An 18,170-nucleotide genomic window follows, 5' to 3' on the forward strand; every position below is an offset into this window, starting at 1 on the left:
CGGCCAATCCGTGTGTCGCCTGGGGTTGCCACTGCATCTGTGTGGTGACGTGTGCGGGGTGGCAGTTTTGCGTAGTAGGCCGCAGGCGCCGGGCCGACGCATACCGACGGACACGAGGTGGTCATGGATGTCGTCGGTGATCTGCCGAGACATGAACTCAGCAAGGCTGAAGCCGTTTGCGGCCGGATACTTGCTCCCGAGCTATGTGGTCGGGAGGCGTTGCGTCTGCCCCGCACCCACATGTGCGGGGCAGACGCCGGGCGTTGTCTTCTCGACGTGTTCTGACTGAGCCGACGGTGGTCTGGCTCAGCTGTCAGCCACCTCGCTGTGAGCGGTGCGTAGCCGAGATAGGAGTACCTGTTGCTGCTGATGGTCCATCTTCTGCAGCACGAGTTCTGCCACGGCGTGGCCGTCGTGCCACGGCATCTTGGTGACACGGCTGAGCGGAGCGAAGCCGGACTCCCCCGGTGCGAGCTCAGCGACTTCTGCTTGTTGACTGTCGGCTTCTGTTCGCTGGGTGGGCAGCTCCTCAGGGACGGCCTCTACCTTCGGTTGGGCGGCCGAGTTATCACGGCGTGATAGGTCCGGCTGCTCCAGCGGCGTGACTTGGGCAACAACCTCTTCCTTCGGCTGCGGCGAGGCTACCTTCTGAGCTTCTCCCCCGTTGGACGTGCCCGAGGACTTCTGCTCGGCGGATGCAGCTGCTCGCGCATCCGCCTTCTCCCGCTGTTCCTTCGGGGGAAGCTTGGCAAGGTTACGCACGTGCTCGATTTTGCGACGTCCGGCGACGAGGTCCGATTGGAGTCCGGGGTCGAGGTCGAGGACCGAGAGCTTCGACGAGATGGTCGACTGTCCGATGCCCAGCCTCTTGGCTGCCTTGTTCTGTGAGCCGTAGAACTCGACAAGTTTGCGCAGCGCTTGGGCCTGCTCGAGGGGGTTCATGTCGTCGCGGTGGACGTTGGCGACGAAGGCTGCTTCGAGGAGCGATTCGTCGGTGGAGACGAGGGCGTTGTCGACGCTGACCCGAATCTTCGGAGCGCCGGCGAGCCGGGCGGCCTCGAGGCGGCGGTGGCCGTCGATAACGATGAAGCGGGCGCCTTCGTCGAGGTCTTCCGCCCTTTCCGGGCGTTCGGCGAGGTAGGCCTCGATGCTGGCGATGGTGATGGCGTTGATGAGCCCGATCTCGCGGATGCTGTCGGCCAGCCCGTCGAGGTCGCGGAGTTCCTTACGTGGGTTGTCGGGGTTCTGGCTGATGAGACCGAGGGGGAGTTCGGTGGGATCGGGAACTCCGTCGGTGGGTGCGCCGGTGGCGGCACCGATTGCGGTGCGGCGGGCGCTGATGGGGCGGGCCTGAGCGAAGGAGGCTCCGGCGCCGAGATTCTTGGCCTTGCTCACTTGCTGATCTCCCGGGCGAGGGCGCGCAGTGCGACGGACTGGTCGCAGCGGGGGGCGTAGGCGAGGAGGGGTCGCTTGGCGCGGACGGCCTCCTTCTGTTCTTTGAGGTCGCCGATGACGCCGACGACGCGGGGATCCTTTATGTCCATCCACGACTGGAGAGATGAGGTGGCGATGTAGCCGCGGCGGGCGTCGTAGTGGTTGACGACGAGTCCGAGGTAGTCGACATCAAGGGCGAGGTCGACGCGCATGTCCTCGATCTGGGACGTGAGTAGTCCGTAGGCATCTGCGCTGCTGTCTTCGGCCTGGACGACGATGAGGGCGCCTGAGTTGCCCGGGGGCTCCTGGGGGCGCCGCCGTCCATAGTAGGTGGCGGCGTCCATGCTGAGGCCGAGACTGGGCGGGCAGTCGACGAGGATCACGTCGTAATCGGACTCGATGGGGGCCAGGGCGCGTTCCAGGGACGCTTCGCGTGCTCGTACGGATGCCAGGCGCACGTCGAGGAGGAATGCGTCTGTGCAGGCCGGCAGGAGATGGAGCCGGTCACCGAACCGGTCTTCGTCGATGGGGACGATGAGGTCGTGGAGGTCGGCCTTGCCGTCGCCGGCCATGTGGTTGGTGAGGGAGTCCCCCTCCATGGGGAGGGGTTCCTGGCCCAGTTGCCGGGTGAGGTGGCCCTGCGGGTCGAAGTCGACGAGAAGTACTCGCTGGCCGAGCCCGGGCAGATCCTCGAGGACGAGCGGGTCCTGCGTGTTGGTCTCGTCTTCGTTGAGGAGAGCCGCGAAGTGTTTGGAGACGCGCACGGGCACGAGCGCGGTGGGGGATTCGGCCAGGGCTTCTCCGGTGCCGGCGGTGATAGCGGTCTTTCCGACCCCGCCCTTCTGGTTGCAGACGATGAAGCGTCGGACGATCTCCGGTCGCTTCACCGCGGGTGCCGGATTGATGTCGAGCCACATCTGCACGGACTGCGCGAGCCCTTGGATGAGGGATACGCCGCGGAGTTTGCAGTCAGCGCGGAATCCGGACCACAGCTCAGGGGGCAGGAACGTTGCGAAGGATTCCGCGCCGCCCGTGTCGATGGGGCCGAGATTGGACCCGAGTCCGCGCCACGCCTCGACGCCGGCCTCGACGGCGTCTTGCATGTCGATGCCGTGCTGGACAGCGCGGATCTTCAGTTCCTGGCGGAGCCAGGAGGGCAGCTTCGAGACGACCTTCTCGCGGTCGCCACTGGGTGGGGTTGTCGTCATAGTTCGTCACTCTACTAACGCAATAGATCATTTGGGTACGCCACGCGTTAGCTATGGATCTTTTTTGCTGTGTGGGGGTATCACGCCGTGATACCCCCACACATTCGGCCGAGGCTGCGAACACTGACACAGCCGAAGCGAGGAAGCTCTATCACGGCGTGATAGGCGGCGGACTGTCCCTACTCCCCTGAGGTCGGTCAGTCTCAGCGGACAATGACGGTTCCTGGGGCAGAGTGATCCGGCAAGGAAGGGGGCCCACTGCCGTCATGGCCCGGAAGGCCTATGCAGAGGCCGGCGAAGGCGGAGCGCGCTGCAGCGCGCGACCGCCCCCACCCATGTGGCCGATCTTGCATGGCATCGGATACGGGCGCGGGGCGTCGACGCGAACTATTCGGGCTTTGTTGCTCAACTGGATGCTGCAGCGGCCGAACCGAGGCTGCGGCAGCTCTTCTCCAGCAACGGCATGTGGGACCTCTGTTCCAGCTCCAACGTTGACGATCCGTCTCTCGCGGAGACACCGGCTGCGGTAGCCAGCCCTGATGGGTGATTCAGGGTCAAGACTTGCCGGTGGTGCGACATCATCGGCGAGCGACACCGCCACCGATTCGGTCGCGCTGGTAGTAGCTCACCTTCCCGAGCACCTGCCGGAACCTGAATGTCCGATCAACTGGCACCGGGCAGCCCTCAGTGAGATCAATCAAGCTCCGCTGAGACGGCCCATGGCGGTCCTCCCTACTCTGCGGCGCGAGGTGTTCGAAACCTCCCCGGCTTATCACGCCGTGATAGGCCGCCAACGTCCATGGGGACCTATCACGGCGTGATAGCTCGGAACCTCATCCACGTCGATCGAGCACCTCGGCCCCGGCGGACCGATCCGGTCCCGCACGCCGGAAGGAGTCCGGCAGGAGCTGTGGGCTTACCTCGCCGTCCACCATACGATCCGTCGGCTCGCTCACACCGCAGCCCTCGCCGGACCCGCCGTCGACTCGGACCGCGTCTCCTACCTCAGGTGTGCCCGCACTATTCGCCGAAGCGTTCTGTCCCAGCTCGGAGCTACCACGGCCAAGCTCACCCGCCTCCCTCATCGAGGCCGGGCAGGAGGCACGCAGCCGCTTGCTCCCAGCAGTGAGCGGTGGCGGCCTCAGGTCGCGCGCGCAGGCAGAAGGGGTGTCCGGCGGGGCTGGCGTACCCGCGGCTGACGGTGCGGGTTTGCGGGGTGAGCTCCTCGGCGGGCCGCAGCCGGGTGGCGGCGGCCTCGGTGGCGGTGCGGTCGACGGTCGCGAGACGCTGAAGTCGAGGTGCATCTGCTGGGAGGCTCCTTCCGGCCAGCTCGGTACGAGGTGTCCGGGCGCGGACTGAACGACGACCACCGGCAGGCCGGGGGACTGGATGAAGTGGTGGGTGGGCGCGCGGGTGGTCGATCCGCCGAGCAGTCGGTGCCAGAAGTTGGAGGTTTCCTTGCCGGCATTACGCCCGCTGCGCGCCGACGCGCGCCGCAACCACGAGGCATTGCTGTCCGCAGCCCCGCAGGCGTTCCTCGGCGGTGACACCGACGCGCACGTGGAGGACATCGCCCGCAGCACCGGTGTCGCCGTGGGAACGCTCTACCGACACTTCGAGACCCGCGAGGCGTTGATCGAGGAGGTCTACCGCAAGGAGGTCGACGACCTGTGCGCCGCGCCCGGCGACCTGCTGGACCGGCACACCCCGGATGAGGCCCTGCGGCATTTTCTGCTGCTGCTCGTGGACCACGCCGCCGTGGGCAAAGGAATGTCCGTCGCGCTGGAGGGCATCATGGCGACGGGCTCACCGGTCTTCGACGACGGCCGCGTCCGCATGGGCGACGTCCTTACTCGGCTGCTCGACGCCGGCAGCGCGGCCGGCACCGTCCGCCGTGACGTCACCGGCCCCACCCTGCTGCGGGCCCTGGGTGGCGTTTGCGCCATGCGCGTGCTACTCCTGCCCGCTCCCGTCGTCGTCCTCGTCCAGGTCCGGGGCGTCCGGGGTCGCGCAGCGGGCGCAGGGCGCCGGTGGCCGGGACGCTGACGGTGGTGGTGGCGGATAGTTGTGTCCAGGCGTGCTGTCAGGCCCAGTTGTATGGCAGGTGCGGGGTGATGCGTCGTGCTGATCGGGCGATGCGGGCGGGGACCTGGACGAGGTGGGTGCGGAGGGTGGCGGTGGTGGCTTTGGCATGGAAGGTGGAGGTCAGTGTGCCGGTGACCCGCAGCAGGTTGTAGGTCATCGCCTACGGAGTCAGCCAGGCGGCGTTGGCGTGGAAGCGCCCGGGGCAGGTGGGCCAGGGCGGCGGCTTTGCTGTCGGCGACGACCTGCTCGACGACGGCGTGGTGGCGGTGTTCCTGTTCGGCCTGCAGGGTTGCGACAGGCTGGTCGGTGAAGAAGAGGTGGTAGCGCCAGACGGGAAACAGCTCGCCCTGCTCACCGGCAACCGGCGTTTTGGCGAGGTCCTGGACGCGGCGCACGATCAGTCGGGCGGTGACTCGCTCCGGTTTCTTTCGGCTCGAGAAGGCGGTGTATTGGGGTATCTCGGCGACTTCGGCGTCCGAGATGAGTTCGCCGGTTTCGGGGCCGGGCAGCGCAGTCGGGTAGGTGATCTGCTGCCAGGCGTCGTCGGGAATGCTGTGAACGGCTCGTTTTGATGGAGGGGCTCATGCCGGTGGTGACCGAGAAGCGGGCTCCGGCCCTGCGGCAGGTGGCGATTACCCCGGCGTTGTAGAACTGCGCATCGGCCCGCAAGATGCGGGTCCCGGTGCAGCCGGCCTTGACGGAGGTGGCCAGGGTCTCAGCCACGGATCTCGGGGCGCCGCGGGAGTCTGCTGCTCTGCCGCGGCGTATCCGTGCTCCGGCGATCACTGGCCTCGTGTGAGGGGTGCAGATCGTGGCGAGCAGGAGGTGCGGAGTGCGGATGCCTTTGCGTCGGCCGTAGTCGGCGCCCTGCTCGGCCCGTCCGGAGACGCGTTTGTGGGTGGAGTCGACGTCGATGAACGCCCTCTTGCCGGAGCCGAGCAGCAGCGGGGTGTGCGTGGCCAGTTCGCCGAGGAACCGCTGTCGACGTACACCACGAAGTGCGCAGGCGAGTACAGACGAACGTGCACAGCGGTGATGCACGAGTGGGTTGGCGTCCAGGGGTGAGGCGGGCCGCGCGGGAGGTGAGGTGGCGTCGCTCCGGTGTGCGGCGGGCCGCCTCGCGGTAGGTGAGGGCCGCTGCGTCGTGGTCGCCGACTTGTTCCAGGAGATGGGCGCGGACCGCGAGCAGGCGATGATGGTGTGCCGTACGCGGGTCTGAATGCAGGGTCGCCAGCAGGCCGAGCCCGGCAGCGGGGCCGTGCACCATCGCGACGGCCACCACGCGGTTGAGGGTGACCACAGGGTTCGGCGCGAGGTGTTCCAGCAGGCCGTACAAGGCGAGGATCCGTGGCCAGTCGATGGCGTCGACGTGCTCGGCCTCGCGCAGGTGTCGAAGACGCCGTAGCGGCGGACGAGCGCGCCGAGGACCTGCGGCGCCAGCTCGCGCAGCAGGTCCTCGACGCCGGGTCTCTCGCTCACAGGTCCCTCGCGGCGTCGTGCAGGACCGGCCAGAGCTCGACCGGATCGGTGTGCGCGAAGGGCATGTCGGCGGGGATCTCCTGCGCGCGCTCCAGGGACTCACAGTCCAGCATGTAGAAGCTGGCGAGATACTCCTTGGTCTCCAGGTACGGCCCATCGGTGACCGCCGGGGCGCCGTCCTTGCGGCGCACCAGCTGCGCGTTGGCCGCGTCTGCCAGGCCATAGGCATCGAGCAGTTCACCGCTGTCGCGGTACTTCTTGTTGCACGCGTCCTGCCTGGCGATCGCCTCGGGCCAGGCGTCGGCCGGGAAGGACTCTCACTTGGCCTGGTTGCCGTAGATCATCGCGACGTACTTCATCAGGTGTCCCCTTTTGTGTCCCGCGCACCCCTTCGGCGCGCTTTCACCCCTCAGTCGGAGCCGGGCACGCCTCCTCGACATCCGCCACGAAGAAAACTCTCCGACTTTCCTCCGGGCCACACCGGCGGGCTGACCCGCCCAAACGATCAACCTATCCGGCGCCCTCCGCCCAACTACAGCCACCCGTAATGGTGCACGTTTGCGTGTACCCGCCCGTGCAGATTTTTCCCGTACGCCGACAACCGGCGGGGCACGGCGTTGCGTTGCAGGGCGTGGCCGTGGGTAACCGCGCGCAGGAAGGTGCCGATTGTGGACTTGGCACAATTGCCTGCGAACATGGTCGGCATCGCACCATGGCGCAGGACGTCCAAGTCGTCGATACTGTCCGCGCCCGCAACCGTGCTGGCGACGGGGCTGGTGACTTTGGCGTCCGCCGCAGCCCCCGCACCGTTCCCTGCGCCGGTCAGTTTCACCCTTTGGGCCACCAGCCGGGACAGGCCACACACTCGGCCAGCCGCATCACCGGCACGAGCCCGGCATGCGCGATCAGATTCTGGTCATCGAACGCGGGGGACCGCCGCCGGAATATGGGAAACGTGCATCTCGGAAGTGCCCTGTCGTTCGTGCGTGGTGGAAGCCTCAAGAACTCCCATCATCGTAGGTCGCAGGGCACTTTCTCGTTCCCCACGAGCCATCCACAGCCATCGGAACGGTGGATCAAGGCTTAGCGACCGCCTGTGTTGCAGCGCGACAGGAAAAATAGGTAGCCCAACTGACAGGCAGCAGGCCGGTGAGCGGCCGCGAAGCTTCCGCGCCGGCTGCGCCCCGACTCTTTGAGGGGCACTTGGAAGCGTCGAAATCGGTGATTGGGGCGGCTGCAGTCGCCGACAATCCTCTGTGCGTCGATCTGACGGCCTCTCAAGGGGCCCAGTAGCCCATGACACCAGAAGGTCGGAGATCGGGCGCACAGGGGTCGATTTCGTGAGTCGCTTTTGCGTGTGAAGCTATGTATGACCGAAATGAGCGATCGCGTGTGAGCCTTCATTGCCATCGGCTAGTCCCCATCGACTCGCTCCGCAGACCTGGTTTGTTACCAGGCACAGTTCGGGTTGGCAGGGCCCGCTGCCTCTCGAGCCGCTGGCGCCAGAACGGGAAAGCCATGACCATCGCTGGATTGCCGGTAAGGGCCATCTATCCGGTCAGGACCGGAGGCCTGCGCAGTGCTCCGTGCGTCAGGTGTTGCCCGTGGATTGCCGACGTTCGCAGGCGGTGAGGGCTGCGTGATCCCTCCGGCGTTTTCCGCGATGCCGACCCAGGTGCCGCTCTCGGTCGCGGCCTATCACGCCGTGATAGGCGCCCGCCCCCTGCCGGTTCCGCTCGCACAAGCCGACTTGAACCGGCACCGATCACGGCGTGATAGGTGCGTGCCCACCTCCGACCTATTACGCCGTAATAGGTCGGCGACGCCTCAAGGGGGCGCTGAGGCTCCCGGAGGTGCGGAGGGTGGTGACAGCGGGTCAGGTGGGTCTCATGAGAGGAGCTCTGACCATGGCTGCACCGAGAAAATACTCGCAGGAGTTGCGTGATCGTGCGGTGGGGATGTATCGCTCCGCTGAGCCAAGCCGCAGATCAAGCGGCTATCCACCGATCTCGGGGTGCATCCCGAGGCGCTGCGCGGCTGGATTTGGCAGGCCGAGGTCGATGTCGGCGAGCGTGACGACCGTCCGACCACCGCCGAGCGCGAGGAGCTCGCGGACCTGCGCAGCGAGAACACCCAGCTCAAGCCGGGCGAACGAAATCCTGCGGACGCCGAGCACCCGCACGTGGAGGTCGATCGCCGCAAGCGCGTTGAGCGATTGATGCGCGCGAGGCTGATCTCGCGGGCGTCAGCCCGCGCCGTAGCGGCTTCACGCGCCGGGACCGAGCCCCGGACCTGGTGATGCGGGACTTCGCCGCGCCCGCGCCGAACCGGCTGTGGGTCACCGACCTCACGATAATCACCACGGGTGAAGGACCGTTGTGGCTCTCGGCGATCCGGGACGCCTTCTCGCGCCGGGTGGTTGCCTGGGACGTCCGCTCGCGCGGACGCCGACCTGGTCCTGTCCTCGCTCGAGTACGCGCTGGCCAGCCGGGAGGTCGAGCCCGGCCAGCTGGTGATCACGCTGGCAACGGCTGTCAATATACGTCTGTGAAGCTCACAACACGGCTACTGCGGGCGGGAATTGAGGCTTTCATCGGATCGGTTGGAGATTCGTACGATAACGCACTTGCCGAGAATTTGTGGATGCTGATCAAGACCGAGTGCGTCCGCGGCCGCCACGAGGGCCGAGGCGAACCTGGCGCTCTTCGAGTACATCGACGCCTTCCACAACAGCAAGGCGGATCCAGAAGCGGCTGGGCTTCCTCAGCCCCCATCGAGTTCGAGGAGAAGTACTACGCCGACCAGGCGACGGCCGAACAAGCGAACCCGAACACCCATCAACCCGCCCTGACCAGCTGATCAGCACCTCCCGCCCGCCGGGGGAACCTCACACCGAAGGCCGCCACCAGACTGGCGGATGTGCCGCGTGAAGACCGCCGCGAGTCGTTGTTAGTCCGGCGCTCAGTACGCGGAGCGTGACCTACCAGCGCACTGGGTATGGCCTCGTCGTCGTTGAGCATCGTCTAGAGATGCCAGCATGCTCCCTTATCCCACGAATCCCGCCGCGATGCTCTTGGAGGCGATCGGGCGAGCGCTTCGGTCCCTGGGTTGCCGGGACTCGAAATCCGCTCGAGTGCATCCGCGTGGCCCGCGGTAGACAGACGCACTCTTGCTGACCTGGCGCCGTATCACGGCAGGGCAGTAAGCCTATATCACATCACCTTCGTTCAATGCAAAGATCGAGGGCCAATGGCATCCGCCGACGTGATCGTGGGAATGCATGGGCCGCACCCCAGATCCCCATGTCAGGAGCAGATGACACCGTGCATCCCCCCACCGCACCTCTGCCCCCCACGCCAGCCGCGCCCGGCAGCCTCCCTCTGATAGGCCACGTGCACCGACTCGCCCGCGACCCTCTGCCGTTCATCACCTCACTGCGTGAACACGGCAGCGTCGTGCGCATTCGCATAGGCCCCACGCCTGCCTACGTCGTCACTGACCCCGCTCTCACCCGACGCGTGCTGGTGACAGACGCAGCGGACTTCGCCAAGGGCGGCAAGATCATCGACGCATTGCGCGTCTTCTTCGGTGACGGCCTGGCCACCGTCGCCGACGGCGACATCCACCTACGCCAGCGACGCCTGATGCAGCCGATGTTCAACAAGGCGCACATCGAAACTCGCAGCCCCGCCATGACCGACCAGGTGCGCGCGATGGTGACAGCCTGGCCTGAAGGCAGTCCACGCGACGTCTTCGCGGACATGAACGACGTCGCCCTCGCTGTCTTCCTCGTCGCACTGTTCGGCAACGATCTCCCCGCCCACCTGCAGGGCGAATTCACCGCCCTCATGCCCGAAATCATGAAAGGGACGATCCGCCAGACCGTCCTTCCATCCTGGCTGACCCGGCTGCCCCTGCCCGCCCACCGAGCGCACGCCGACCGCGTCCGGCGCCTCCGTGAGCTTGTCGACCAGGCCATCGATCACCGCGCAGCCTCCGCACCCGCTCCAGGTCCGGTAGACGAGGCAGCCGAATCCCCAGGCAGCCCCCACGCCCGCCGAGCACAGCAGGAGGCCGGCCTGTTCGACACCCTGCTCAACGCGGAGCATCCACTTACGCACCAGCAGCTGCAGGACGAGGCGATCACGCTCCTGACCGGTGCGATCGAGACCACCGGAACCACCCTGGCCTGGGCGCTCTACGAGGTATCCCAGAATTCCCAGGTAGAAGAGCGGCTCCGCGCCGAACTCGCCTCCGTGTGTGCTGACCGCCCCTTGGATCACGACGACCTCGACAACCTTCCCTACGCGCGAAGGGTTCTGCAGGAGAGCATCCGCAAGTACGGTCCCGCGTGGATGGTGACCCGGACGGCGACGCGGGACGTCGACCTTGGAGGGCACCACATCCCCCAGGGCGCCGATGTCGTGTGGAGCCCTTACCTTCACCAGCACGACCCTGCGTTCTTCCCCGAACCCGAGGCTTTTGATCCAGACCGCTGGACAGCAGAGCGTGCCCACCTCACACGAGGATCGTTCCTTGCCTTCGGCGACGGCCGACGCAAGTGCATCGGCGAGAACTTCGCCTGGACAGAGCTGCAGATCATCCTGGCCACCATTCTCCAGACGTGGCCCCGGTTGGAACTCACCTCGCGCCCCCCAAAGGCCCAAGCCGTGGTCACTGTCAAGCCGGACGCGATGACCATGACGTTCCACCAGCAGCCCGACGCACAGAGCGCCGGTGCATGACACGACACGCGCACCACGGCCGAGATCGAGCAGTGCGGTCAAGCCGGCGGTGACCACGACGGCGGGAGCCTCACCGGGCCGCAGCACGGCCCCGTAGAGCTACCGACACCGTTCCCCCCGGAAGCGCGAGCAGTTCTCCCGGGGGACGCGTGGCCGACCTGCCGGCGAGGATCATCGGACCTCGGCCCCGGCCCCGTAGGGGCAAGCGCTTCCGGCGTACCCCACCGGTTGGCGATCCGGGCTCGCAGCCTCGCTGTTTCAGCGTCCTCGCGCGATACCTCCAGTGCGCAGTCCTGGCGGTGGCTGCTCGCTTCAGCGTCCCACCGGAGTGCCGCCCGCCTCACGGCTTCCTGCGCCTCCCGTGCATCGGCGAGACAGTCCGGGCACAGTGGGCCGCTTGCCGCCGGGATCGGCTGCCGGCATGAAGGCTCCTCGCAGTCCGTCAGCCGCCTCCTCGTTTCCCCGGCCAGGCGGCGCGGCGCCGCGCTGTCTGCATTCTCGATCCGGCCCCTACGCGGCGCCCTGGCGGCCCGGCGGTCGGCGATACGGACCTCGCACAGGCGGCACCCGACTTCGGCTGTCGGGGATCTTGGAGTCGCTGCGGTCAGCTGCCCAGGGTTCTCCAGGACTTCGGCCGGGGGATCTCGCGCTGGTCGAGGTAGTTCTGGAGGGCAGTCGGCTGGCCGGGCGTAGGTTTCCTCGGTCGGCGGCAGTCCGCTGAGGCGCTCGATGTTGACGGCGATGGCGGTCAGGACGTGCTGGATGTGGGCCCTTCCTGTCCTCGGTAGCGTCGCATGCCGTGGCCGTGGGCGAACTCGTTGACCGTGCTCTCTACTCCCGAGCGGACCGCGTAGCGGGTCTTCCACTCGGGCGTTTGTTGCTCGGTCCGGACACGGAGTTGAAGGTCGCGGAGGTCGCGTGGAGGAAAGCCGACGTTGCGGGCGTTTGCGCGGGAGGTGGTGCATTGGGCGCGGGCCGGGCAGGGGTGGCACTGGCCCTTGGTGAACCGTGCGACGATCAGCGGGGCCGTGGTGGGCGAGGAGGCCGGGTAGGGGCCGTGCCAGCCCCGGCTGACCTGGCCCTGGGGGCAGGTGACCTGTCGATGGTCGTATGTGAAAGTCGTCCCGGCCGAGGCCTTCATTCTGACGGTGCTGTCGGGTGGGGTTGCCCGGCAGCGGTCCGGTGACGGGTGGCGGGGATCCTGGTCTTGGGCTTGGTGGGGTTCTTGCCCAGGCGGACCGGCCGGCCGTAGCGGCGTCCCCACTCCCCGTCGACCAGCTCGTCCAGCAGGGGAGGGGAGGTGCCGCCGAATTCTTCCAGTGCGGCTCGCACCGGCTCGGTGATCAGCTCCAGGCGGGTCAGGTCGCGCACCGCGGCCAGGACATGGGTGGAGCCGGTGCGCTGGGTGGTGCGCTCGCGCACCAGGCCGGCCTCCTTGAGGCGGGTCAGCGCGAGGTCGAGGAGGCGGTCACACGGTCGCCTTCGGCGAGACGGTCGCGGAAGTCGGCCAGCACGCTGTGGTGGAAGCCGGGGTCGTCCAGCTCCATGGCCATGGCGTACCAGAAGTCGATGCGGCAGTGGACCGCCTCGGCAGCCTGCCGGCCCGACAGGCCGAGCCGGAACTGCAGCACGCAGACGGCGGCCAGTTGAGCGGGCGAGAGACCTGGACGCCCGTCACGCGGGCGCCACCGCGAAGTCCTTGTCGCACCACAGCCCGTTCAGCCGGTCACGCACCCATATCGCCGTCGTGCCGTTCGGGTTGCTCGCCCGCGCGATCTGCGCGGTCAGAGGCGAGACTTGCTCACCGGAACGGGGGCGGAGGGACAACGGGCACCTCGACAGCTGGGTCGGTCACCGGGACCACCCGAGCATGCCCATTGACATGCTGCCGCACCGCGAACTCCAAGATCCCCGACAGAGTCAAGCTAAGAGGCCCGCCTGCCCGGCCCGTATGCGCTGTGAGGGGTGATCAAGTACGCGCCGCTGGTGATCTCCTCGTCCGTCCAGCCGGTCACCACGATCAGCTGCCCGTCCAGCGGCCCGCCTGTCAGCTCGCGGTAAGTGTGGCCGGGTTGCGGCCCCGTCACCGGGTCGTCGTGCTCGGTGCCGTACATCTGTAGCGTTTGTGCCATAAGGGCCAGTCTGGCGCGACGTGGGGCACATCAGCACGGAATCGGCCCGACATCACCGGAATGACCCCATTCGGGAACGCCCTGCGGCACCGCCCAGGTCGCTCTAACAGTTGCCCAAGCGGTTGCCATCCAGATTACCCAACCAGTCGCCCAGCCGATGGCGCACCAAGTTGCCAGAGCCTCGGTCCGACGAAGTCAGGCCGAGGCGCATCAGTCGAGGGTCTGGCTGCGGCCGGTCTGCAGGATCTCGTCGGAGAGCTCGGGTTCGACGTGGCGTACGGCCCGGGCGAGCATCAGCGCGCCGACCATTTCGCTGAGCAGGCGGATGGCCCTGTGGCGGGCCTCGCCCGGGTCGAGCTCGTAACCCTTCTCCCCGGCTTCGCGCACGAACTCGGCGGCGAAGCCGGTGAGATAACCCTCGACCCCTTCGGCGTACGCGCCCTGCACGGCTTCGCTGTGCCGTCCGGCGTCGGTGACCAGAGAGGCGGAAGGGCAGCCGCCGTCCGGGGCGTCACGGTGCGCGGTGGACAGGTATCCGGCCACGACCCGCTTCAGCGGAGGGCTGCCCTGGTCCGGACCGTCCTCGATCGTCCGGGCCAGGCTCCCGAGTGAGGCAGCGAAGGAGGCGCCGTACACCTCCACGACCAGGTCGTTCTTGGAGGCGAAGTGGTTGTAGAAGCCGCCGTGGGTGAGTCCGGCTTCCTTCATCAGCTCGGCGATGCCGACCGCCTCGATGCCCTGCGAGCGAAACATGCGGCCCGCCGCTTCGAGGATGTTCTGCCGGTTGCGGGCCTTGTCCTCCTTGGTGATCCGCGGCATTGCCGTCCTCTCGCGTCGCTCTCGATTTGACCTTTTTGATGTTACCTCTCATCATAGCGAAGATTCCAATGATGCCCATCATCAATAATGCACAGAGCGGGAGCGTCATGCGTGTCATCGCCTTCGACCAGCATGGAGAAGCCAGACAGGTACTACGCCTGAGCGAGCAGCCGCCCCCTACTGCGCCCGCAACCGGGCAGGTGCAGGTGCGGGTGCTGTCCCGGCCGATCCACCCCGGCGACCTGGCGGGAGTGCAGGGCTTTCCGGGTGCGCCGCAACGCCGGTTCGTCTCGCCGCGGATTCCCGGCTTGGAGGGAATGGGCGTCGTCGAGACCGTCGGCGAGGGCGTGCAGGATTTGCGGCCCGGTCAGCGGGTTGCGTTCTTCCCGGTGCAGGCCGCGTGGAGCGAACTCCTCACGGCGCCGACCGATCTGGTGGTTCCGGTACCCGAGGGCCTCAGCGACGAGATTGCGGCCCTGATGCTGGTCAACCCGCTCACCCTGCTTACTTTGCTGCGGGCTGTCGAGGACGCCCAGCACAGCCAGGCAGGTCCGGTGGTGCAGACGGCCGCGGGTTCGTCGGTAGGGAAAATGGTCAGCGCCGCAGCGCTCGAGCACGACATCCCGCTGGTCAACCTGGTACGCAGTGCCACGGGGGCACAGACCCTGCGGCAGCGCTTCCCGGGGCTGCCGACCATCTCGACGGCCGACGCGGACTGGCACGCTCAGGTCCGCAACGCGACCGGCGGCCGGGGTGCCCAGGTCGTACTGGACGCGGTGGGCGGATCCCTGACCGGTGAGCTGGTCGGGCTGCTCGACGACGGCGGCACGCTGATCACCTACGGACAGCTCGGTTCCGGCAGCACGCCGCTGGAGTCGCTCGCGCTGACACCGCGGGCCCTGACCGTGCGGGGCGTGTCCATCGGCCGGTGGATGACCCGCACGCCTGAGGAACGGGCCGAGGACGTCGCCTTCGCCGCCCGTCTGGCCACGACCGCCCCGGAACTCTTCGAGGTCGCAGCCGACTACGACCTCGCCGACTTCGCGAAGGCCATCGACCATGTCCGCCGCCCCGGCAAGAGCGGAACCGTCCTGCTCACCAGTCCCGCATCCTGAACCCCACGAAGGTCACTGCCATGAAGATCGGAACCCTCGGCTCCGGAACCGTCGCCCAGGCCATCGCCCATCATGCCGTGGCCCACGGCCACCAGGTCGTACTGAGCAACAGCCGCGGCCCCGCCTCCCTGGCCGGGCTCGCCGGCGAACTCGGACCGCTCGCCCACGCCGGCACCCCGGAGGAAGCTGCCGCGGCGGAACTCATACTCCTCGCGGTCGGCTGGCCTCAGATCCCGGACGCGACAGCCGGCCTGCCGCACTTCGACGGACGCATCGTCATCGACGCCACCAACCAGTTCGTCTCCCCGCCCCCGCACACGAAGATCGCTGACCTGGGCGAGCTGACCGGCAGCGAATACGTCGCCTCACTGCTGCCCGGAGCCCGCGTCGTCAAGGCGTTCAACACCCTGTACGGCCAGTACATCGCCGCCGCCCCGCGCCACCAGGCCGGACGCCAGGTGCTGTTCCTCGCTGGTGACGACGCCGACGCCAAGAGGACCGTCAAGGACCTCACCGCTGCCTTCGGGTTCGCCCCCGTCGATCTCGGCTCCTTGCGCGAGGGCGGACGCCTCATGCAACTCGGCGGCCCGCTCTCCGGCCTCCACGCCCTCAAACAGGACTGAGCCGGCTCTCGCCCTCCTCCTCATCCGCCCCTCGGCACAAGGAAGTTACTCATGACCGCCCAACCCCTGCTGCAGCCCGTCCGCCTCGGCGCGCTGGAGCTCCCCAACAGCGTCGTCATGGCCCCCATGACCCGCGCCCGCGCTCACAACGCCGAGCTGGCCCCCACCAACCTGCACGCGACCTACTACGCGCAGCGCGCCACCGCCGGACTGATCGTCACCGAGGGAACCTGGGTCAGCCCCGACGCGATCGGCTTCATCAACGTCCCAGGCATCTACACCGACACGCAAACCGCCGGCTGGGCGAAGGTCACCGAAGCCGTCCACGAGGCGGGCGGGCGGATCGTCTCCCAGCTCGGCCACGTCGGCGCGGCCTCCCACCCCGACCACATCGGCGGGCGCCTGCCCGCCGGCCCCTCGGCCATCAACCCCGGCGAGAAGTCCTTCACCCCCTCCGGCCCGAAGGACACCCTCACCCCGCGCGCCTACACCGCCGCTGAGATCGCCGACACCATTGTCGACTACCGTCATGCGGCCGAGAACGCCCGCCGGGCCGGTTTCGACGGCGTGGAACTCCACGCCCAGGTATCCCACTTGATCCCGCAGTTCCTCAACCCCCGTCTCAACCAGCGCACCGACGCCTACGGAGGAAGCAGCGAGAAGCGGGCCCGGTTCCTCCTTGACATCCTCGACGCCGTCAGTGACGTGTGGGGCAGCGACCGCATCGGCTTGAAAATGTCCCCGGGCTGGACCAGCGGAACCGCGTTTACCGCGGACGAGGAGACACTCGCCGACTACGACCAGCTGCTCGAGAAGCTCAACGACAGCAACCTGGCCTACCTGCACCTCCTGGGCACCCCCGGCACCATCGAGGAGCGCAGCGCCCTCTTCTCCCGCTACCGCGCCCACTACCAGGGCAACATCGTCGCCAACCTCGGCTTCACCCAGGCCCTCGGCAACGAGATCCTCGACCACGGGATAGTCGACGCGGTCTCCTTCGGCGCCCCCTTCATCGCCAACCCCGACCTGGTTGAGCGTTTCGCACAGGGCCACCCGCTGGCCGACGGCGACCGGGACACCCACTACGCCGGTCACACCGAGGGCTACACCGACTACCCCGCCTTCACCACCGGCTGAGCAAGGAACAGGGAAGTGCCCCGCAGCATGCCAGACGCGTGCAGAGCCCTCGCACGTCCCGGAGCTTCGGCGTTCGCACACCTCCTCAATACGACGAGAGATCAACGAAGCCAGTCAGCGTAGTTGATCGTAGTTCGTAGGTGATCGGGCCCTGTTGGCCGAGGGCGGAGTGCCGTCGTCTGGTGTTGTAGCGGGTGACCCAGCGGAAGACGGCCAGGCGGGCGGCGCGAGCCCCGGGCCAGCGTTTCGCGCCCTGGAGCGTCTCGCGCTTCATGCTGGCGTCGAACGACTCCACAGCGGCGTTGTCGGCGCTGGTGCCGACGGCTCCGCGTGATCGGATCACGCCGAACCGGTCGCAGAGCGCCGCGGACTCCCTGGACGCGTATCGGGCTCCGTTGCCGCTGTGGAAGATCGCTCCGCGCAGGTTCCCGCCCCGCGTGCCGGCGGAGGCCCGTAGCGCGTCGGCGATGAGCCCGGTGCGCATGTGGTCGGCGATGGACGAGCCCACCAAGCGCTTGGAGTGCAGGTCCAACACCGTTGCGGGGTAGTGGATTTGTCCGTCGCCGAGGGGGAGGTAAGTGATGTCCCCGACGTACTTCTGATTAGGTGTGGCGGCGTCGAAGTCCCGCTGGAGCAGGTCCGGCACCGGCGTCGCGTCGGGTACGGGAATCGTGGTGCGGACCTTCTTGCGCAGGTGCACCCCGACGATGCCAGACCGGCGCATCAGTCGCTCGACGCGCTTGTGGTTGACCGGTTGTCCCTCGTCCCGCAGCTCGGCGGTGATCCTCGGACTACCGTAGGTGTTGTCGGACTCCTGGTGGATCCCAGCGATCCGCTCGGTAAGGACTCGGTCGGCCCGCTCGCGCTCGGCGCGGGCCTGGCCTGCTTCTCGCCAGCGGTAGAAACCGGAGCGGGAGATGGCCAGGAGGGGGTGAACAGCCGCTTCACGCCGTAGGCGTCGTGGTGGTCGGCGTACTGGAAGCGGATCACCAGTTCGTCTCGCCCGCGAAATATTCGGCCGCCCGGTGCAGGATTTCCCGCTCGAGCTCGAGTGACCCGGGCCTTGAGCTGCTTGTTCTCGTGTGTCCTGAGCGTGAGAAGGGGTTGTTTGTAGGGCAGCTCCCGATCATGGTGCTGTGTGAAAGATGAAGGTTTTGGCCCTTCGGAGTCGCCCTGCGGGGGGAGGCTTCAAAACCGCCTCATGCTGAACTTGAATGTGTGATGTCGGCTTGATCGTGTCAGCTGGTCAGGGTCAGGCCGGTTCCTATGAGGCAGCCGTCGATGAGGTGTGGTCGGTGCTGGGTCTTCTTGAGGCTGCGCTTCACTGCGGCGGCGAGCTGGTCGAGGTTTGCGGCGGCGAGGTTGCCGATCGTTCGCTTCACCAGGGACCAGA

General features: G+C 67.5%; 20 protein-coding genes and 4 pseudogenes. 10 read left to right on the plus strand and 14 right to left on the minus strand.

The window, feature by feature from the left end; all coding sequences use genetic code 11:
* Positions 1–306 precede the first annotated feature (306 nt).
* Together ACWD04_RS29895 and ACWD04_RS29900 are read right to left on the minus strand one after the other, a co-directional pair.
* Positions 307–1,395 carry a ParB/RepB/Spo0J family partition protein gene (locus ACWD04_RS29895; protein WP_451136863.1) on the minus strand — a complete coding sequence of 363 codons (1,089 nt, stop codon included), beginning with the start codon at positions 1,393–1,395 and terminating at the stop codon, positions 307–309.
* Complete coding sequence (locus tag ACWD04_RS29900) at positions 1,392–2,642, minus strand: ParA family protein (protein ID WP_451136864.1); 1,251 nt, start codon at positions 2,640–2,642, stop codon at positions 1,392–1,394. The genes ACWD04_RS29895 and ACWD04_RS29900 overlap by 4 nt, the downstream gene beginning before the upstream one ends.
* Positions 2,643–2,979: 337 nt before the next feature.
* On the opposite strand from ACWD04_RS29900, the gene ACWD04_RS29905 reads away from it, so the two are divergent.
* Positions 2,980–3,189 carry a DUF6193 family natural product biosynthesis protein gene (locus tag ACWD04_RS29905; RefSeq protein ID WP_451136865.1) on the plus strand — a complete coding sequence of 70 codons (210 nt, stop codon included), beginning with the start codon at positions 2,980–2,982 and terminating at the stop codon, positions 3,187–3,189.
* A 911-nt stretch (positions 3,190–4,100) separates the two neighbouring features.
* A complete protein-coding gene (locus ACWD04_RS29910) occupies positions 4,101–4,688 on the plus strand; it encodes a TetR/AcrR family transcriptional regulator (protein WP_451136866.1) in 588 nt (195 codons plus the stop codon).
* 37 nt (positions 4,689–4,725) lie between these two features.
* Here the strand turns inward: ACWD04_RS29910 and ACWD04_RS29915 are convergent, their stop codons facing one another.
* The gene (locus ACWD04_RS29915) at positions 4,726–4,884 is read right to left on the minus strand and encodes a hypothetical protein (RefSeq protein WP_451136867.1); all 159 of its coding nucleotides are present in this window, start codon (positions 4,882–4,884) and stop codon (positions 4,726–4,728) included.
* Positions 4,885–4,909: 25 nt separating this feature from the next.
* Here ACWD04_RS29915 and ACWD04_RS29920 point away from each other — a divergent pair, with 25 nt between their 5' ends.
* A complete protein-coding gene (locus tag ACWD04_RS29920) occupies positions 4,910–5,299 on the plus strand; it encodes a hypothetical protein (RefSeq protein ID WP_451136868.1) in 390 nt (129 codons plus the stop codon).
* 491 nt (positions 5,300–5,790) lie between these two features.
* Here the strand turns inward: ACWD04_RS29920 and ACWD04_RS29925 are convergent.
* From ACWD04_RS29925 to ACWD04_RS29935, 3 genes and pseudogenes are all read right to left on the minus strand, one after another.
* Positions 5,791–6,108 (minus strand): annotated as a pseudogene (locus ACWD04_RS29925) (RNA polymerase sigma factor); the annotation flags it as partial.
* A 94-nt stretch (positions 6,109–6,202) separates the two neighbouring features.
* Positions 6,203–6,490, minus strand: coding sequence for a YciI family protein (locus ACWD04_RS29930; RefSeq protein ID WP_451136885.1), 288 nt, complete (start codon positions 6,488–6,490; stop codon positions 6,203–6,205).
* 248 nt (positions 6,491–6,738) lie between these two features.
* Positions 6,739–7,038: a hypothetical protein gene (locus tag ACWD04_RS29935; protein WP_451136869.1), complete on the minus strand. Its 300-nt coding sequence runs from the start codon at positions 7,036–7,038 to the stop codon at positions 6,739–6,741.
* A gap of 1,155 nt (positions 7,039–8,193) precedes the next feature.
* Between ACWD04_RS29935 and ACWD04_RS29940 the strand changes: the two genes are divergently transcribed.
* From ACWD04_RS29940 to ACWD04_RS29955, 4 genes and pseudogenes are all read left to right on the plus strand, one after another.
* Positions 8,194–8,505, plus strand: a complete 312-nt coding sequence (locus ACWD04_RS29940) for a transposase (protein ID WP_451136886.1) — start codon at positions 8,194–8,196, stop codon at positions 8,503–8,505.
* Positions 8,505–8,753: pseudogene (locus tag ACWD04_RS29945) on the plus strand (DDE-type integrase/transposase/recombinase); the annotation flags it as partial. The gene ACWD04_RS29940 and the pseudogene ACWD04_RS29945, both read left to right, overlap by 1 nt.
* A 96-nt stretch (positions 8,754–8,849) precedes the next feature.
* Positions 8,850–9,065, plus strand: a complete 216-nt coding sequence (locus tag ACWD04_RS29950) for a hypothetical protein (protein ID WP_451136887.1) — start codon at positions 8,850–8,852, stop codon at positions 9,063–9,065.
* A 443-nt stretch (positions 9,066–9,508) separates the two neighbouring features.
* Positions 9,509–10,951: a cytochrome P450 gene (locus ACWD04_RS29955; RefSeq protein ID WP_451136870.1), complete on the plus strand. Its 1,443-nt coding sequence runs from the start codon at positions 9,509–9,511 to the stop codon at positions 10,949–10,951.
* A gap of 748 nt (positions 10,952–11,699) precedes the next feature.
* On the opposite strand, the gene ACWD04_RS29960 is transcribed toward ACWD04_RS29955, so the two are convergent.
* From ACWD04_RS29960 to ACWD04_RS29985, 6 genes are all read right to left on the minus strand, one after another.
* A complete protein-coding gene (locus ACWD04_RS29960; protein WP_451136871.1) occupies positions 11,700–12,092 on the minus strand; it encodes a transposase in 393 nt (130 codons plus the stop codon).
* Positions 12,089–12,373, minus strand: coding sequence for a hypothetical protein (locus ACWD04_RS29965; RefSeq protein ID WP_451136872.1), 285 nt, complete (start codon positions 12,371–12,373; stop codon positions 12,089–12,091). The genes ACWD04_RS29960 and ACWD04_RS29965 overlap by 4 nt, the downstream gene beginning before the upstream one ends.
* 23 nt (positions 12,374–12,396) lie before the next feature.
* Positions 12,397–12,582, minus strand: a complete 186-nt coding sequence (locus ACWD04_RS29970; protein ID WP_451136873.1) for a transposase — start codon at positions 12,580–12,582, stop codon at positions 12,397–12,399.
* 43 nt (positions 12,583–12,625) lie between these two features.
* Entirely contained in the window at positions 12,626–12,778 is a 153-nt protein-coding gene (locus tag ACWD04_RS29975) for a hypothetical protein (RefSeq protein WP_451136874.1), read from the minus strand.
* 98 nt (positions 12,779–12,876) lie between these two features.
* Positions 12,877–13,083, minus strand: coding sequence for a hypothetical protein (locus tag ACWD04_RS29980; RefSeq protein WP_451136875.1), 207 nt, complete (start codon positions 13,081–13,083; stop codon positions 12,877–12,879).
* Positions 13,084–13,293: 210 nt separating this feature from the next.
* Positions 13,294–13,902, minus strand: coding sequence for a TetR/AcrR family transcriptional regulator (locus ACWD04_RS29985; protein WP_451136876.1), 609 nt, complete (start codon positions 13,900–13,902; stop codon positions 13,294–13,296).
* Between the two features lie 71 nt (positions 13,903–13,973).
* Here ACWD04_RS29985 and ACWD04_RS29990 point away from each other — a divergent pair, with 71 nt between their 5' ends.
* From ACWD04_RS29990 to ACWD04_RS30000, 3 genes are read left to right on the plus strand one after another with little or no spacing between them, the layout of a single operon-like run.
* Positions 13,974–15,017 carry a zinc-binding dehydrogenase gene (locus ACWD04_RS29990; protein ID WP_451136877.1) on the plus strand — a complete coding sequence of 348 codons (1,044 nt, stop codon included), beginning with the start codon at positions 13,974–13,976 and terminating at the stop codon, positions 15,015–15,017.
* Positions 15,018–15,037: 20 nt separating this feature from the next.
* The gene (locus ACWD04_RS29995; protein WP_451136878.1) at positions 15,038–15,640 is read left to right on the plus strand and encodes an NADPH-dependent F420 reductase; all 603 of its coding nucleotides are present in this window, start codon (positions 15,038–15,040) and stop codon (positions 15,638–15,640) included.
* 51 nt (positions 15,641–15,691) lie between these two features.
* A complete protein-coding gene (locus tag ACWD04_RS30000; RefSeq protein ID WP_451136879.1) occupies positions 15,692–16,777 on the plus strand; it encodes an alkene reductase in 1,086 nt (361 codons plus the stop codon).
* A gap of 85 nt (positions 16,778–16,862) precedes the next feature.
* Here ACWD04_RS30000 and ACWD04_RS30005 read toward each other — a convergent pair.
* Both ACWD04_RS30005 and ACWD04_RS30010 read right to left on the minus strand, forming a co-directional pair.
* Positions 16,863–17,857, minus strand: a pseudogene (locus ACWD04_RS30005) (IS3 family transposase); the annotation flags it as partial.
* 158 nt (positions 17,858–18,015) lie between these two features.
* A pseudogene (locus ACWD04_RS30010) lies at positions 18,016–18,170 on the minus strand (IS630 family transposase); the annotation flags it as partial.

It is taken from the genome of Streptomyces sp. NPDC002911, from assembly GCF_053591835.1.

Coding starts and splice junctions, on each gene's coding strand:
- ACWD04_RS29900 (WP_451136864.1), bottom strand. CDS start 2,642: ATGACGACAACCCCACCCAGTGGCGACCGCGAGAAGGTCGTCTCGAAG.
- ACWD04_RS29915 (WP_451136867.1), bottom strand. CDS start 4,884: ATGACCTACAACCTGCTGCGGGTCACCGGCACACTGACCTCCACCTTC.
- ACWD04_RS29950 (WP_451136887.1), top strand. CDS start 8,850: ATGCTGATCAAGACCGAGTGCGTCCGCGGCCGCCACGAGGGCCGAGGC.
- ACWD04_RS29955 (WP_451136870.1), top strand. CDS start 9,509: ATGTCAGGAGCAGATGACACCGTGCATCCCCCCACCGCACCTCTGCCC.
- ACWD04_RS29960 (WP_451136871.1), bottom strand. CDS start 12,092: ATGAAGGCCTCGGCCGGGACGACTTTCACATACGACCATCGACAGGTC.
- ACWD04_RS29980 (WP_451136875.1), bottom strand. CDS start 13,083: ATGGCACAAACGCTACAGATGTACGGCACCGAGCACGACGACCCGGTG.
- ACWD04_RS29985 (WP_451136876.1), bottom strand. CDS start 13,902: ATGCCGCGGATCACCAAGGAGGACAAGGCCCGCAACCGGCAGAACATC.
- ACWD04_RS29990 (WP_451136877.1), top strand. CDS start 13,974: ATGCCCATCATCAATAATGCACAGAGCGGGAGCGTCATGCGTGTCATC.
- ACWD04_RS29995 (WP_451136878.1), top strand. CDS start 15,038: ATGAAGATCGGAACCCTCGGCTCCGGAACCGTCGCCCAGGCCATCGCC.
- ACWD04_RS30000 (WP_451136879.1), top strand. CDS start 15,692: ATGACCGCCCAACCCCTGCTGCAGCCCGTCCGCCTCGGCGCGCTGGAG.